Source organism: Flavobacterium sp. Arc3 (assembly GCF_041431375.1).
In the GTDB taxonomy this organism is placed as follows: Bacteria; Bacteroidota; Bacteroidia; order Flavobacteriales; family Flavobacteriaceae; genus Flavobacterium.
Genome location: NZ_JASMRI010000027.1, coordinates 38,852 through 53,579, shown reverse-complemented (window position 1 = coordinate 53,579; position 14,728 = coordinate 38,852). Strand labels below are relative to the sequence as shown.

The 14,728-nt window shown below is 32.9% G+C and carries 17 protein-coding genes; 11 read left to right on the top strand and 6 right to left on the bottom strand.

Going from position 1 to position 14,728, the window contains the following annotated elements:
* Nucleotides 1-93: 93 nt before the first annotated feature.
* Nucleotides 94-1,218 (bottom strand): cysteine desulfurase family protein, encoded by a 1,125-nt coding sequence (locus tag QO200_RS16605; protein WP_371542345.1) that lies wholly within the window; start codon nt 1,216-1,218, stop codon nt 94-96.
* A gap of 86 nt (nt 1,219-1,304) precedes the next feature.
* Between QO200_RS16605 and QO200_RS16600 the strand changes: the two genes are divergently transcribed.
* Nucleotides 1,305-2,264: a hypothetical protein gene (locus QO200_RS16600; protein WP_371542342.1), complete on the top strand. Its 960-nt coding sequence runs from the start codon at nt 1,305-1,307 to the stop codon at nt 2,262-2,264.
* An 88-nt stretch (nt 2,265-2,352) separates the two neighbouring features.
* Here the strand turns inward: QO200_RS16600 and QO200_RS16595 are convergent, their stop codons facing one another.
* Together QO200_RS16595 and QO200_RS16590 are read right to left on the bottom strand one after the other, a co-directional pair.
* Nucleotides 2,353-2,904, bottom strand: coding sequence for a Smr/MutS family protein (locus QO200_RS16595; RefSeq protein WP_371542340.1), 552 nt, complete (start codon nt 2,902-2,904; stop codon nt 2,353-2,355).
* Entirely contained in the window at nt 2,897-3,088 is a 192-nt protein-coding gene (locus QO200_RS16590; protein WP_371542337.1) for a hypothetical protein, read from the bottom strand. The genes QO200_RS16595 and QO200_RS16590 overlap by 8 nt, the downstream gene beginning before the upstream one ends.
* Nucleotides 3,089-3,190: 102 nt before the next feature.
* Here QO200_RS16590 and QO200_RS16585 point away from each other — a divergent pair, with 102 nt between their 5' ends.
* The 4 genes from QO200_RS16585 (at nt 3,191) to QO200_RS16570 (ending at nt 6,362) form a co-directional block, all read left to right on the top strand.
* The gene (locus QO200_RS16585) at nt 3,191-3,469 is read left to right on the top strand and encodes a DUF2752 domain-containing protein (RefSeq protein WP_371542334.1); all 279 of its coding nucleotides are present in this window, start codon (nt 3,191-3,193) and stop codon (nt 3,467-3,469) included.
* A 747-nt stretch (nt 3,470-4,216) separates the two neighbouring features.
* Nucleotides 4,217-5,008 (top strand): serine O-acetyltransferase, encoded by a 792-nt coding sequence (locus QO200_RS16580; RefSeq protein ID WP_371542331.1) that lies wholly within the window; start codon nt 4,217-4,219, stop codon nt 5,006-5,008.
* A gap of 1 nt (nt 5,009) precedes the next feature.
* Nucleotides 5,010-5,897: a cysteine synthase CysM gene (cysM, locus tag QO200_RS16575; protein WP_371542329.1), complete on the top strand. Its 888-nt coding sequence runs from the start codon at nt 5,010-5,012 to the stop codon at nt 5,895-5,897.
* Between the two features lie 12 nt (nt 5,898-5,909).
* Nucleotides 5,910-6,362: a GNAT family N-acetyltransferase gene (locus tag QO200_RS16570; protein WP_371542326.1), complete on the top strand. Its 453-nt coding sequence runs from the start codon at nt 5,910-5,912 to the stop codon at nt 6,360-6,362.
* A gap of 71 nt (nt 6,363-6,433) precedes the next feature.
* Here QO200_RS16570 and QO200_RS16565 read toward each other — a convergent pair whose 3' ends face one another.
* Both QO200_RS16565 and QO200_RS16560 read right to left on the bottom strand, forming a co-directional pair.
* The gene (locus QO200_RS16565; RefSeq protein ID WP_371542325.1) at nt 6,434-6,844 is read right to left on the bottom strand and encodes an OsmC family protein; all 411 of its coding nucleotides are present in this window, start codon (nt 6,842-6,844) and stop codon (nt 6,434-6,436) included.
* Nucleotides 6,845-7,054: 210 nt separating this feature from the next.
* Nucleotides 7,055-8,068, bottom strand: a complete 1,014-nt coding sequence (locus QO200_RS16560; protein ID WP_371542323.1) for a sensor histidine kinase — start codon at nt 8,066-8,068, stop codon at nt 7,055-7,057.
* Nucleotides 8,069-8,252: 184 nt separating this feature from the next.
* Between QO200_RS16560 and QO200_RS16555 the strand changes: the two genes are divergently transcribed.
* The gene (locus QO200_RS16555) at nt 8,253-8,945 is read left to right on the top strand and encodes an SGNH/GDSL hydrolase family protein (protein ID WP_371542320.1); all 693 of its coding nucleotides are present in this window, start codon (nt 8,253-8,255) and stop codon (nt 8,943-8,945) included.
* Between the two features lie 83 nt (nt 8,946-9,028).
* Nucleotides 9,029-9,646 (top strand): hypothetical protein, encoded by a 618-nt coding sequence (locus QO200_RS16550; RefSeq protein WP_371542318.1) that lies wholly within the window; start codon nt 9,029-9,031, stop codon nt 9,644-9,646.
* Between the two features lie 242 nt (nt 9,647-9,888).
* Here QO200_RS16550 and QO200_RS16545 read toward each other — a convergent pair whose 3' ends face one another.
* Nucleotides 9,889-11,736 (bottom strand): CocE/NonD family hydrolase, encoded by a 1,848-nt coding sequence (locus QO200_RS16545; RefSeq protein ID WP_371542315.1) that lies wholly within the window; start codon nt 11,734-11,736, stop codon nt 9,889-9,891.
* A gap of 215 nt (nt 11,737-11,951) precedes the next feature.
* On the opposite strand from QO200_RS16545, the gene QO200_RS16540 reads away from it, so the two are divergent.
* From QO200_RS16540 to QO200_RS16525, 4 genes are all read left to right on the top strand, one after another.
* Entirely contained in the window at nt 11,952-12,812 is an 861-nt protein-coding gene (locus QO200_RS16540; RefSeq protein WP_371542313.1) for a hypothetical protein, read from the top strand.
* Between the two features lie 2 nt (nt 12,813-12,814).
* Nucleotides 12,815-13,279 (top strand): type II toxin-antitoxin system antitoxin SocA domain-containing protein, encoded by a 465-nt coding sequence (locus QO200_RS16535; RefSeq protein WP_371542310.1) that lies wholly within the window; start codon nt 12,815-12,817, stop codon nt 13,277-13,279.
* 147 nt (nt 13,280-13,426) lie between these two features.
* Nucleotides 13,427-13,906 carry a hypothetical protein gene (locus tag QO200_RS16530; RefSeq protein WP_371542307.1) on the top strand — a complete coding sequence of 160 codons (480 nt, stop codon included), beginning with the start codon at nt 13,427-13,429 and terminating at the stop codon, nt 13,904-13,906.
* A 148-nt stretch (nt 13,907-14,054) separates the two neighbouring features.
* Entirely contained in the window at nt 14,055-14,447 is a 393-nt protein-coding gene (locus tag QO200_RS16525; protein ID WP_371542304.1) for a hypothetical protein, read from the top strand.
* Nucleotides 14,448-14,728: the final 281 nt, after the last annotated feature.

The following is a 14,728-nucleotide window of genomic DNA, read 5'->3' as shown; positions in this document are numbered from 1 at the left end:
AATGTATAATCATATTTGACTTTTCTTTCCATAAAAATACCCCCAAATAGTGTCTAACTTTTTGGGGGCAGTCTACTTGGCGGATTTTTTCATTTAAATACTTTTTAAAGCATCTATCAATAAATCTATATCTTCTTTAGAATTGTAATGACTAAAAGAAATGCGCAAACTTGGTTTTCTTAAGTCTTCATCAGAAAGCATTTCAGCTAATACATGAGAAGCTCTAATACTTCCGCTCTGACAAGCACTTCCTCGAGACACTGCAATGCCTTTCATATCTAAGTGAAATAATATCATAGCCGTTTTTTCCTTAGTAAAAGGCAATAAAACATTCAGCATATTGTAAAAACCGTCTTGACTTCCATTGACAATAAATCCAGGAAAATCTATTTCAAGTCGTTCAATTAAATACTTCTTCAATTCGGAAATATGAGTTCTTTCGGTCTCTAAATTGGTATAAGAAACCTCCAAAGCTCTTGCCATACCCGCAATTTGGTGCACTGCTTCTGTCCCTGCACGCAATCCCTTTTCTTGCTCGCCACCATAAAACAAAGGCTGTAAACCCGAATTTTTTCGCACAAATGCAAATCCCACTCCTTTTGGTCCGTGGAATTTATGAGCACTAGCTACCAAGAAATCAATAGGTAACTCCTGCAGGTCAATTTCTTTCTTTCCAATGGATTGAACTGTATCAGAATGCAACAGCGCATTGTATTGCTTGCATATAGGCGCGACTCTACTTAGGTCTAAAACGGTTCCTATTTCATTGTTAACATGCATTAGACTCACTAGAGTCTTCTGATTTTGTGACAACAATTCTACCAAATTGGTGATATCAACTTCTCCATTTGGCTTGACCGCGACATAATCTACTTGAATATCAAATTCTTTTTGCAAAGCCTGAACCGTATATAAAACGGCATGATGCTCAATTTTACTGGTTATAATCCGTCTTACTTTCAAATCTGCTACAGCAGATCGAAGGATCCAATTATTAGCTTCCGTACCACAAGATGTAAAAATAATTTCTTGTGCAGCAGCATTCAACTGCTTGGCAATTGATTTTCTAGAAAGTTCTAAAATACTTTTTGCATTCCTACCAAAACTGTGTGTTGAAGAAGGATTTCCGAAATCTTCTGCCATTACTTTCATCATTTCTTGAATGACTTCAGGTCTTATAGCTGTCGTTGACGCGTTATCGAGATATGTTTTTTTCATTACTGCAAAGTTATGAAATATCAATTGTGTATTCTCCAATATCAATTGTCATTTTTTTAGCTATTTTTGTAAAAATATATTTTACGATGAAAAGAGTTTTGAGCCTATTGGTTTTTGTGTTGTTATTAAATGGTTGCGATGACGGTAATTTAATTCAAGAAGACATTGATTTTGAAGATGTAACAACCCAAAGTTGCACTGATAACAATCTTATTTACAAATTAAATGATAAAGAAGCACTGATTCTTGATATTCCTTCTACCTCATTTACAACTGAACCTTCAGCCACAGATACCCCAACTATAATTGATATAAGCTCAACAAATAGAGTTGTTTACCGACTTTATAACGGTACAGTCTCTACAGATAACATTTGCGAAACAATTCCTGCCGCAACTCCTTACGTAACAGAACAATGGAGTGCAACAGCTGGCAAAATACAAATTTTCACCACGGCGGTAAAAACAGTAAACACAACGACAAATAGCACCCGAATTACAGGCTATAATCACAACATCGTTTTCAAAAACATCACTTTTGTTACCACTAACGGGAACCAAGTTTATGAAACATTCGCTTTTGGAGATTACGTAACTACAGCAACAACTTTACCTTTACTTTTTGATGAAACTGTAGAAAAATGCAGCTCTTCTAATTTAGTTTACAACTACACTACTAGCGAAGCATTAATGCTTAATATAGACCCAAGTCTAATTGTTAACGAAGTAACACCATTAAATACTCCACGCACAGGAATTATTGGAACGACTAAAAACATCCTTACCTACCGTTTATTTTCAGGGTTACTAACCTCCTCTTATTTTTGCAATACAACAACTCCTACTACTCCTAGTGTAAGTCAAGAATGGAATGGTGTAGCTGGTGTTACAGGAACAAGTGGTATCATAGAAGTAACTACTACAACGAATGGACCTGGAAATTACAAACATACTATTATCATTAAAAAAGCAACTTTAAAGAAAGGGACTAATAGTTTTTTATTGGGTGATAGTTTCACTTACGGAGTCTTATTAACCTCTAATTAACTGACCTGTTTTACCCTCAAAAACAACCATAAAAAAGTTCCGTTTGTACATTACAAACGGAACTTTTTTATTTAAAACCGGTAGCGCTTTATTTGCTGTTTTGCTTAATAAAAACCTCGGTGGCACCCTGTCCATATTTTTGATAATTACCTTCCTGAAAAGCAATATTGTCATAACGACCTAATAAAAAATCCAGCTCTGCTTTTAGCACTCCTTCACCAACACCATGAATAAAAACAATTTTCGGAATACGGTTGCGAATAGCAAATTCGATGTGACGTTTAGCAGTTTCAGATTGCAAAGTAAGAATGTCATAATTTGACATCCCATGTTTGTTAGGCACTAGTTTTTCAATGTGTAAATCGAATTCTGGCGCTGATCTTTCGTTTTTATCTTTGCGTTCTTTAACAAAACTTCTCGGTTTTGGGATCGCTTTTTCCTTTTCGATTTCATCTCTATTAATTCTTCTAATAGAGTCCATTAAATTACTGGTTTCGTTCATGTTAAGCAATTCATTGACAAAAAAAGTCATCATGAATCCGTCCTCTGTTTCGATCGTAACTTCTTTATCTTTCACAGATACGACTACTCCATTTATGGCTTCGTCAAGTACTGAAACTTTATCTCCTTTATTAAACATCTTTATCTTCTTTATCTTGATTATCTTGATTTTTACTTGGCGTTTTAGCACTCAGTTGCATCATGCCAAACATAAACACAGCAATTGCTACTACGGTTATACAAACATTTTTTTCGGCACTTACCTGCTCAAAGAATGCAACAAGTATTGCAATAATCATCATTGGAATTATTAATTTTTTCATTTCTTTACCTATCAGATTCCAAATGTAATAAATTAAAAATTGACCCTCTTTTTTATTAAATGGTTTGCTGAAAATTTGTAAATTGTAAAAAAAATAAAACCCTTGAATTTAGAAAAATATATGATTCCTTGTCTAAGCAAAACACTCTTTGGAGTGGAGTGTTTGGGTTGCGGTTTTCAACGTTCATTCTTATTACTTTTACAAGGAGATTTTACCGCTTCTTTCCAAATGTATCCTGCCCTATTTACCTCGCTTTTATTTCTAGGTCTTCTTGGTTTTCATCTTATTTACAAAGGAATTATTTCTCAAAAATTAATTCTAGTCGTGGCTCTTATTAATGTTCTATTTATGATTGCTGGTTACTTTTACAAACACTTTTAAATAAGTTCGAATGCCAACAATTCATCTCCTTTATTTACTGACCTTATTAAAAATATTATTCCTCATCTCGATTTGTATCTTTTGAATTTCTATTAATTCTTCTTGTGGGTGTCGGATTAAGTGATTCAGTTTTTCGTGAAGCATTCTAAATTCAAGTTCCAATTTTAGATTAATCATTTAATCCCTTCTCTGGCTTTCCCAGTCTTTTCTTCTTGGTGGTTTTACCTCATCATAATAACACGAGCTTGCAAATTAGCTAAATCGCTTGAAATCTATTTCTCCATAAATAGATTCAGTGCTGTAACAAATAAAGATAGCACCTTCGTAAAAAGTGGAAAGTCATTTTGTATTAATGATAAAATTGGATTTTGAATTATTTCCCCTGATTTTTAATCTTCTAAAGGGAATTCGACATTTGAGAAATCACAACCAAAAGCAGAAATACTTAACATCTTTGTTTTTTTTTACTGGGATAATTTAAGTATTTTAAAAATAACAGCTCCTGCACGTATTAAAACTTAAATCAGCACTCTTCTACTCAGACTATGAGTCGTTATTAGAGTTTAATTCAAAATAGTTCAATATATTTGTTTCGTCTAATTTTTTTAAGATAAAAAAAACAAAATAATGAGCAACAAGCACCTTCATTTTCACTTTAGCCTATCAATTTCTTTAGGAAATTGTTGTTGCCGTTACTAATTACGTCGTACTTTAGGCCTTTTCTATTAACCATTCAATCTCATAATCATGACAAAAGATCTGATTATTAAAAATATAATCTCATTAAAGAAGCATTCCTCAATTAATTATGGAATCAAAACAAAAATAGAAAATTTCACTGAAAAATTATTCTATACTTTATTCGATTCTAATGCTCATTTGAGCGAAAGCATTGACGAACTTGAAATTTTTTTCAAAGAAATTTCAATAATTGCCTGTAAAAAACCAAAAGGAATCTGTGATTCCATATGGGATCAGTTTTTGGAAAAATTGCCTTTAGTTCTTGAAAAGATAAATCAAGATGCTAATTTTTTTCTAGAAAATGACCCTGCCTCTAATAGCATCGAAGAAGTATACCTTGGCTATCCTGGATTCTATGCCGTTGCGATTTATAGACTGAGCCACGAGCTCTATCTTCTAGACCTACTCCTATTTTCCAGATTGATGAGCGAATATGCGCATCGAATTACTGGAACGGATATTCATGCTGGTGCCAGCATAGACTCACCCATTTTTATCGATCATGCCACTGGTATCGTCATTGGAGAAACAACAGTCATTGCAAAATATGTAAAAATATACCAAGGAGTTACCTTAGGGGCACTGAGTGTCAGCAAAGACATGAAAAATGCAAAAAGACATCCTACGGTGGAGGAAAACGTTTGTATTTATGCTAACGCTACCATATTAGGAGGAAACACCTTAATAGGTAAAAACAGTATCATTGGTGGAAACTCTTGGGTTACTAAATCTATTCCAGAAAATTCACTCGTTACAAACACTACAACTACAGAAGTAAAAATAAAAGAATTAAGATAGCATGGACCCTAAAAAACTATTAGACCTGATTGGCAATACCCCCTTGGTAGAAAGCGTCAATTTGATTAAAAATAAGAATGTAAAATTATTGTTGAAGCTCGAAGGAAACAATCCTGGAGGTTCTGTAAAAGATCGTGCTGCCTATAATATGATTGTATCCGCTTTAGAAAGAGGCGACATCAAAAAAGGAGATAAATTGATTGAAGCCACTAGTGGAAATACGGGAATCGCATTAGCTATGATTGCCCAATTACTAAATATAGATATCGAACTCGTATTACCCGAAGATTCGACTAAAGAACGTACTCAAACCATGCGTGCTTACGGCGCAACAGTAATCCTTACTCCTGCCAAAGAAGGAATACTAGGCTCTAGAGATTATGCTGACAAAAAAGTAGCTGAAGGCGGTTATATCATGTTAAACCAGTTTGCTAATGACGACAACTGGAAAGCCCACTATAAAACGACTGGTCCAGAAATATGGAATGATACACATGGTACCGTAACTCATTTTGTTGCTGCCATGGGGACTACAGGTACCATTATGGGAACGTCTACCTATTTGAAAGAACAAAATTCAAATGTACAGATAGTTGGTGCACAACCGAGCGATGGTTCTCAAATTCCGGGTATTCGAAAATGGCCTCAGGAATATTTGCCTAAAATATTTGATGCTTCAAAAGTAGACCGTGTTATGGAAGTAAGCGAAACTGAAGCACGGGCAATGACTAAGCGTCTCGCACTCGAAGAAGGTGTTTTTGCAGGTATGAGTAGCGGGGGTTCTGTGGCAGCAGCCGTAAAAATAGCCGAAGAACTAGAATCAGGTGTGATCGTAGCTATAATCTGCGACCGCGGCGATCGTTATTTGTCTTCTGATTTATTTGACTAATAGCCACATTTCATGATCCAAATTATACGAACAACTCCAGATAATCCTGATTTTATTAAATTAATTGCGCTTCTTGATAAAGACATTCAACTTCGAGATGGCGAAGACCATAGTTTTTATGATCAATTCAATAAAACCGACAGTATAAAAAACGCAGTAGTTGCTTATGAAGATGACAAAGCGTTAGGCTGTGGTGCTTTTAAAGTATATGAGGGCAGCACTGCCGAAGTAAAAAGAATATTTGTCATCCCAGAGAGTCGCGGCAAAAATATCGCCTCTAACGTATTGGCAGAATTAGAATCTTGGGCCAAAGAATTATCGTTTTCCAGTTGTATTCTGGAAACAGGTAAAAAGTATCCGGAAGCTATTGCCTTATACAAAAAGAACGGTTATTCTATTACCACTAATTATGGTCAATATAAAGATATAGACGATAGTGTTTGCTTTAGCAAATCAATCTCCTAAAAGGTTTTTCAATAAAAAAGTCTCCATTTAGTAAAATGGAGACTTTTTTTCTTATAATTTAAACTACTATTTTACAACAACGTGGCAGTTGTAGAAATGGCAGCGTTCAGTAATTTAGAAATTGGGCAATTTTTCTCTGCTTTTGTAACGTGTTGTTGAAAAGCATCGTCAGAAATCCCTTTTATTTTAGCGCTTACCGTTAAATGAGAACTAATAATTGCTCCATCCACTAAATCAATATCGCATTTAGTCTCAATACTTTCAATTTCAAAACCTTCTTCTGTAATATAAGCAGAAAGTTGCATTGTAAAGCAACCAGAATGAGCCGCAGCTACTAATTCCTCAGGATTCGTCCCTACTCCTTCTTCAAAACGGGATTTGAATGAATATTGTGTATTTTCTAATGTTTTACTTTGTGTTGTCAATTTTCCAGCTCCTTCTTTAAGAGAACCATTCCATACTGCTGTTGCGTTTCTTTTCATAATTCTGATTTTTTTAATTTACTCAAATTTAAGACTTTAAAAATGTAGTACTTTAACTTAACTATTATTTTAACTAAATTTTAAAAGTTATTAAAAACCAAAACTGACTAGAAGCAGATTAGCCCTTACAATAAGCGAATCACTTAATCACCTTAATTATTTTTATAGCGGTGAAAGCAGTTCTAAAAGAATTTTGAGAGAATCAACAACTTATCCATCAAAGGATATTGTAAAAATTGCACCTTTATTTTTGCCTCGACTTGAAGCCTCAAGTCGTCCTTGGTTTTTTTCTATAATTTTGCGACACAAATACAGTCCTATTCCCGTTGATGCTTCATTTGAAGTTCCAAGCTGGCTCATCATCGTGAATTTCTTGAATAACTCCTCACTTTTGCTTTGTTCAAAACCGATACCATGGTCCATAACGGCGACATATAACTTTTCTTTCTCGAAATAGATTCTCAGAGTAATAACGCTATCAGGAAAAGAGAATTTTATAGCATTATCAATTAAATTAACTAAAACACGAATTAATAATTCCTGATCAATTTTTAGCTTCAATTTGTCAACTTCTATAAATGTGTTCAACTTGATTCGTTTTATCTTTAATAAACGAGCTACTTGACTCTCTACATAAGCTACCACACTATAAAAACGTATTGTTTTGTTTTCTACGGGACCTTTCAAAACCTCATCTTGTTCCTTCAATAATTTTATTATATTTTCTATATACTGAAACTGCTGATTACCCGATTGATATATTAACTCAGCTAATTCTTTAATGGATTCTGATGGATTCTCCTCTAAAATAAGCATTGCTAAAGACTGTGGATTTCCTGCAAAATTTTTAAGATCATGAGAAAGCAAATAGATTAAATCCTGTTTCTCCTGAATGAACTTTTCATTATCCTGAATCGTTTCGTTAATATTGCGCATCAACAAACCGGCTTGATCATAATATTTAGCAGGTAAAAAAAAGAACGTTCTATCCTTCCTGTATTCTTCTAATGCACTCGAAGCCAAACCTATTGGTTTTATCAAGCGCTTTAAAAGAAACAACGTAATTCCTGAGGCAACGATTGTAACAACCAATGAAAAGATAAAAATAGTATTCGCTGACACTGTGAAATTCCCATAAAGAATAAAAAACAACATCATGATCAACGGAAGGTGAATTCCAACAAAAGCAACAAAAAGAAATTTAGAGGCATAACTTTTCTTCAAAAAGCGAATTTTTGATAGTTTTTTATAGAAGCTAAGGTTGTCCATCTGTATTTTGATTTAATTAAAGAGATGTACGATAAAAGAAACCTTTTAGATTTAGCACCCATAAAAATTATTCCACTAAAAGTATTAAGTTTGTTTATCAAAACACATTGTTTAATGGCAACTAACTAAATTGTTTCCTATGAAAAATTTCAACTCTCTTTTTGCAATTCTACTTTTAAATTTCTTTATGACACAAAAACTAAAGGCACAAGATTGGCCCAATTTAAACAAATACCAAAAAGAAAATTTAGCATTGTCAACACCCACAGTGGGACAAAATAGAGTTGTATTTATGGGAGACTCAATAACAGAATTTTGGAGCACTGTTGACGGAACTTATTTTCAAGGAAAACCTTATGTAAATCGAGGTATCAGCGGACAAACAACACCGCAAATGCTTATTCGATTCAGAGCTGATGTTATTGACTTAAAACCAAGTGTAGTGGTCATTCTGGCTGGAATTAATGATATTGCCGGAAACACGGGACCAGCAACCTTAAATATGATTACAAACAATATTTTTTCTATGGTAGAATTGGCGAAAGCCCATAATATTAAAGTTGTACTTTGTTCCGTTTTGCCTGCTTTTGATTTCCCATGGAAGCCTAATCAACAACCCGCTGATAAAATCACCGCATTAAATGAAATCTTAATCAATTATACTGATACAAACAACCTTGTTTATCTTGACTATTATGCTACTATGGTTGACGAACGTAAAGGTTTACAAGCTGAATATTCTGAAGATGGAGTACACCCAAATAAAAGAGGTTACCAAGTAATGGAGCCTTTGGCAGATAACGCCATTGCACTGGCACTATCCATGAAATAATTATTTATTTTTTTTATTGTTTTTATTAAGAAAATTACTAGTTTTGAACCTGCTAAAATCAGCCAATACAAAATAACCTATTTATGAAAATTTTAAAAATTATTCTCTTATCATCTTGTGCTTTATTATTAAACAGCTGCGCATCAAGCTTCCATCCCATCAATCCTCCAAGTTTGAATTATCTTTCAAAAAACACAAATAGCGGAGTCACTTTTGAATATAAATACAATTTGCTGGAAAAAAAATACGCCAAAAAGGAGCACAAAAAAAACGTGAAACTAGTTGCAATTAAAATTACTAATAATACAGAGAATGATTTAGTCTTTGGAAGGGACATTACCTTAACGTATGACGACAATACTATGCTTTCTATAATGGAAAAAGAAACAGTCTACAGAATGTTAAAACAAAGTCCTACTTCTTATTTGTGGTATTTACTTTTGGCTCCAGTACAATTTATGAAAACCGAAACCAATTCCTACGGCTATAGCGAAACCAAGAGTTCGTTTCCTATAGGTTTAATTCTTGGACCAGGTTTAGCAGGTGGAAATATGATTGCTGCAAGTTCTGCCAATAAAAAATTCAACACTGACTTGAATGACTACAACATCAATGGGAAAACTATAAAAAAGGGAGAAACTACCTATGGCTTAATTGGTGTCAACTCTACCAATTTTGATTCTATAAAAATAAAAATGTAGTGGTTCTAAATGGTTAACTACAATCTTAATCGCTATTTTTAAAATAAAGCATAAAAGCCCAAATCACACGATTTTGGGCTTTTATATTTTAAACCAATGTGCTTTAAAATTGGTTTATAACATTGTTTTTTGAGAAACAATACTTTTACAGTCGTTACTAACTAGAAATTAAAACCTCCTAAAAACAAAAACCCAATCCGTAATGAATAGGATTGGGTTTTTAGTATAAAAATCATTTGCTATTATTTCACAACAGAAAATATAATTTTAGAATCATCATATACACGTTGTGTTTGCTTTTTAAAATCTTCTGGCTTTGCATAAAAGATATTCTCTACATAAGTTTGCGGATTCAAGTCTATCAATGGAAACCAAGTGCTTTGAATTTGGATTTGAATTTTATGTCCTTTCTTGAATGTGTGCATCACATCTTGCAATTTGATATTCACCGCTGTTTTTTGATTTGCTATAAAAGGTTCCGGATTGATGAAACTATTTCTAAAACGACCTCTCATCACTTCGCTGCGCACCATCATATGGTAATTACTCATTTTTAAATAAGGAGCTACTTCTGGCGTTTCTGGTTCATCATTAGGAAAAACATCAATTACTTTTACAATCCAGTCAGAATCTGTTCCTGTAGTAGAAACCTGCAATTGTGCTAAGATATCGCCGGCCAAAGTCATATTGTTTTCTAAAACCTCGGTTTCATATACCAAAACATCAGGGCGACGTGCGGCGAAACGCTGGTCATCGGTCATGTATTTTCTTGGCGTGATTCCTTTTTGATTGATATCTTCGGTAAACGGAACTGGTTTTTTAGGATCACTGATGAACTCTTGAAAACCAACACCATTTTGTGATGCGGTCATTAATTTATCCTGTGCCAAATAAAAACTTTCTTTAGCTGCATTTTTTGGTGGCCAAACATTATACGATTTCCAATCTTTAGATCCAGTATCAAAAACATAAGCCTCCGGTAGCGTGTTTTCCCCTTTGCCATTGTCTTTTAAGAAATGACGGAAAAATTTAGCTTCAATATTTTTTTGAAAAAATCCAGAAATACTATCCCCAAAGTTTATGTTACCAATAACAGCTTGCGCTCCATTTCTTGCCCAGTCACCATGACTCCAAGGTCCCATAACAATCGTATTGTAGTTTTTACTACTTTTTTCAATCGCTTGGTACGTATTTAAAGGACCGTATAAATCCTCGGCATCAAACCAACCTCCTACAGTCATAACTGCAGGTTTAATATCTTTTAAATGTTGCAGAATCCCACGCTTTTGCCAGAAATCATCATAACTAGAATGGTCTTTTAGCTGTTGCCAAAATTCATTGTCTTTGCCATAGAATTTATCTAAGTTAGACAAAGGTCCTGCATCCAGAAAAAACTGATAATCATCTTTAGTTCCTAAGTCAGGCAATTGGTACCAAGATTTGCTGGTTTTTTCTGATTTTTGGATACCAAATAAAGGTGTCGCTTTCCAATAGCTCAATAAATAAGCACCATTGTGATGAAAATCATCAAAAAAGAAATCGCTAATACAAGCCTGTGGCGAAACTGCTTTTAAAGCAGGATGATTACTCAACAACGAATAAGTAGAGTAAAATCCAGGGTATGAAATTCCCCAAACACCTACATTCCCGTTATTGTTTCCCACATTTTTAACCAACCAATCGATCGTATCATAAGTGTCTGACGCTTCATCTATTTGGCTTTTTCCTTTTTTATTAGGGATAAAAGCACGCATGTTATCATACAAGCCATCGCTCATCCAGCGCCCGCGTACATCTTGATAGACCACAATATACCCTTCTTTCATCATGGTTTCACTGGGACCTATGCTCTTTTTAAATTCATTTCCCCCATAAGGAGCGCAGCTGTAAGGCGTACGTTGCATAATGATTGGGTACTTTTTTGAAAGATCTTTTGGTGTGTAAATGGCCGTAAACAAAGTAGCTCCGTCTCGCATTTTTATTTGCACCTCTTTCTTAGTGTAGCTTTCGCCAACTTTACTTGGTGTATTGTCTTGGGCAAAAACGCCAGTTGTAATTGCGAAAAACGCAATGAATAATAGTTTTTTCATGTAAATAGTAGCTAATTATAGAACCGTAAAGATATTTAGAATAATAGTATAATAAAACATCCTGTGAGAGAATTTTGATATATCATTAAAAGTGGGTATTGTGGGAGTGGTTTTTAAATTGTCTATTTACGTTTAAGTAAATAATGTATTAAAACACGTATGTTCTTGATGTTATTTACGAGTTATAACACATTTTAAATAAACGATAAAACAGAATGAATCAAGATAGTAAGTTTTTAAAATTCTTTAAATATATAGATCAGCATGGTTTAGAATTTACTAATTCTTTGGTTAATGGATTTTTATATGCTAGTGCGGGAATTTTGTTTAGCTTAAATAAATCTATTTTTTGGAAAATTGTTGATTCTAAAATTGTTGCAATAATATTAGTTATACTTGGTTTCATCATTAATATATTTTTCTACTTTCAGCAATCAAAAAAAAGCAAGTCGATTTTAGAATTAAATAATACAAACGAAAAGCTACAAGATAAAATTCAGTTATTAGAAAGTCAAATCCAGCAAATTAACAGGAATTATTCAGAAATTTTCAATGAACATTTAGCATCATTGTTTTTTAAGCTTGGATTAAAAGATACCGATAGAATTAGTATGTATAAATTCCAAGATGATAAATTTTATATAATTGGCAGATATAGTTCTAATCCTGTTTTAAAAGTTGTAAGGCGCAGACATTATGATTCTGATCAAGGGTTGATTGCAAAAGCATGGCAGGAAGGGCATTACTTTTTAAATTCGGGAATTCCAGATTATAGTTCAAAAGCTAGGTCTAAAAAGGCAATTTGCACATTTTTTAATACAATTTACAAAATTGATCCAGAAACATTGGAAAACATAACAATGAAAAGTAAAAGTTTCTATTTGAAAGCTTTTATGGATTCTAGGGGTATTCAAAGAACTTCAATTATAGTAATTGAAAGTGAAAAAAATAAAGCATTTGAAATAGAAGAATTAGAAAAAGTAATTAATGACGAAGAAAGTAAATTAACTGCATTTATAGAAAAGATAGACTGGAATTTCCCTACATTAGATAACGCTCAAAATACCGGATTTTAATTATGGAAAAAGTAATTAACATATTAATTTATTTGTATCGAAAATATCCAAATTCGAATCAACTTTCTTTTTCAAGAACGATGAAACTTCTTTACCTTATAGAATGGAGATTTTCAATAACTAATTTTGAGAAGTTAACAGATATTAGTTGGACTCAAACTAAGTATGGCCCATATTACAACAATTTAATCCAAATATTTGAAGATTCTTCAAATTTTGAATTAATAACCAAAATTGATGATAGTAATAATCAACATATTGTGATAAAATTTTCTGATCTCAAAAATGAATTAAATCTAAATACTAATAGTAAAATTGTTATTGATTTCGTAATTGAACGTTGTCAAAATTTAAGCTGGAGTGAATTGAACAATATTGTTAATTCAACTTACGGCATAATAAATAGTAACCAAAACGAAATCATAGATATTGTTACATTGGCAAAAAAATACAAAAACGTGTTATAACAGCTGTTTTGAGCTAGCTGGAGTTTAGTGGAATTACCGTTTCGCATCAAGTTTTCGTTAAGCCGAAAATTGAGCGATTACGAACCTCCAGCCATCTCAAAGTGGCGAAACGATATATGCAAGCTTCTGAAACCTAAAAAACCAACAATGAAATCAATAAAAGACTTAATTTATTTTAACTATGATAAAGCTAAATCAATAAATAGCCAGCTAAGTGGTGGATTGATTAGTGAAATAACAAGAGCAATTGAAGAAGAAGGTGGTTTAAATTCCGAATTGGGATTTGATTTAAAAATTTTTAAAGGAAGTATTGGTAGTTCGGATAAAGATAAAAAAATTAGAACTGAAAGAATCGAACTTTATCACGAATTACTAAATGAAGTTGAGCAAAAGCTTACCGAAAAGAGCGTTCTTAAAGATTTGAACTTATCATTAACAACCTCATTCAATGATTTTTTAGAGGAAGTGCCAAACTATAACTATATTAAAGCAAATGGTTGGAGTTCATTTGAAGATTTTAAACGTTTTAAAGAAATAATGTCAAATTTTAATGAAATCCAAAGACTTATTTATGCTTCTGTTTTAGAAAATTATCCAGAAATAATTTCTCAAAAAAAAACAAATTAATGAACTCAGAAGAGGGCTTGCAAAAGCAAATAATGTCAAGGAATTAGCAAAATTAAAAGCCATTGAAAAACAGTTTGACAAAACTCTAGAAGAATTATCAGATGCTCAACTTCTTGATGAAACTTTTGTAGAGCGAGTTAAAACATTTTTGGACACTTTTTCACCAAATAGATTGAATTTTAGATTAGCACCTTTCGATTCTTTTCCAGAATTTCAAATATTATCTAATTTAAAAAGTCAATATTTAGTAAATGGTGACTTTGAGAATGTAATATTCACGTATGGCAGTCGACCAAATATTAAATTATCAGTATTTGGTGTAATTACTTCTTGTCCAAGAAAAAAAGATATTCGAGTAGATTTAAACGATGAATTTTTAGGATATGAAGATGATGAATTAACCGAAGCTGTCGCTTACGATAAAATATTTAGAAATGTATTTTCATCATTTGAAAACTTTGAAAAATTCTTTTTTGTTCCTAGTTTTCCAAAAATAGCAATTAGTCCAATCGCTATTTATAGAGAAGTAATAATTGAATAAAACTTCACACAACAGCTAGAGTTTCGTTGGGTGCTTAGCACCAACAATGAAGCTCGTGTTGAACGGAACCAATTATACTTCCGCAATACTGTGCACTTATCTTAAAGATTTTAGAGAGATATTCAAGAGGCCATTGTGCCCGCCGCACGAATCCTTTCGTATGGTACGTCGTCAGATACCACAAAATACAGTATTATTTTATATGAGACAATGTCATTAAGTTACTTACAAACGATACTGATTTTGTGATTTCTACCAATGGTCAAAACAACAAATAAACC

Excerpts from the sequence above, each read along its gene's own strand:
- cysM (WP_371542329.1), top strand. The coding sequence starts at position 5,010 with ATGGACCCTAAAAAACTATTAGACCTGATTGGCAATACCCCCTTGGTA.
- QO200_RS16550 (WP_371542318.1), top strand. The coding sequence starts at position 9,029 with ATGAAAATTTTAAAAATTATTCTCTTATCATCTTGTGCTTTATTATTA.
- QO200_RS16580 (WP_371542331.1), top strand. The coding sequence starts at position 4,217 with ATGACAAAAGATCTGATTATTAAAAATATAATCTCATTAAAGAAGCAT.
- QO200_RS16530 (WP_371542307.1), top strand. The coding sequence starts at position 13,427 with ATGAAATCAATAAAAGACTTAATTTATTTTAACTATGATAAAGCTAAA.
- QO200_RS16535 (WP_371542310.1), top strand. The coding sequence starts at position 12,815 with ATGGAAAAAGTAATTAACATATTAATTTATTTGTATCGAAAATATCCA.
- QO200_RS16565 (WP_371542325.1), bottom strand. The coding sequence starts at position 6,844 with ATGAAAAGAAACGCAACAGCAGTATGGAATGGTTCTCTTAAAGAAGGA.
- QO200_RS16545 (WP_371542315.1), bottom strand. The coding sequence starts at position 11,736 with ATGAAAAAACTATTATTCATTGCGTTTTTCGCAATTACAACTGGCGTT.
- QO200_RS16605 (WP_371542345.1), bottom strand. The coding sequence starts at position 1,218 with ATGAAAAAAACATATCTCGATAACGCGTCAACGACAGCTATAAGACCT.
- QO200_RS16570 (WP_371542326.1), top strand. The coding sequence starts at position 5,910 with ATGATCCAAATTATACGAACAACTCCAGATAATCCTGATTTTATTAAA.
- QO200_RS16540 (WP_371542313.1), top strand. The coding sequence starts at position 11,952 with ATGAATCAAGATAGTAAGTTTTTAAAATTCTTTAAATATATAGATCAG.
- QO200_RS16600 (WP_371542342.1), top strand. The coding sequence starts at position 1,305 with ATGAAAAGAGTTTTGAGCCTATTGGTTTTTGTGTTGTTATTAAATGGT.
- QO200_RS16595 (WP_371542340.1), bottom strand. The coding sequence starts at position 2,904 with ATGTTTAATAAAGGAGATAAAGTTTCAGTACTTGACGAAGCCATAAAT.
- QO200_RS16590 (WP_371542337.1), bottom strand. The coding sequence starts at position 3,088 with ATGAAAAAATTAATAATTCCAATGATGATTATTGCAATACTTGTTGCA.
- QO200_RS16555 (WP_371542320.1), top strand. The coding sequence starts at position 8,253 with ATGAAAAATTTCAACTCTCTTTTTGCAATTCTACTTTTAAATTTCTTT.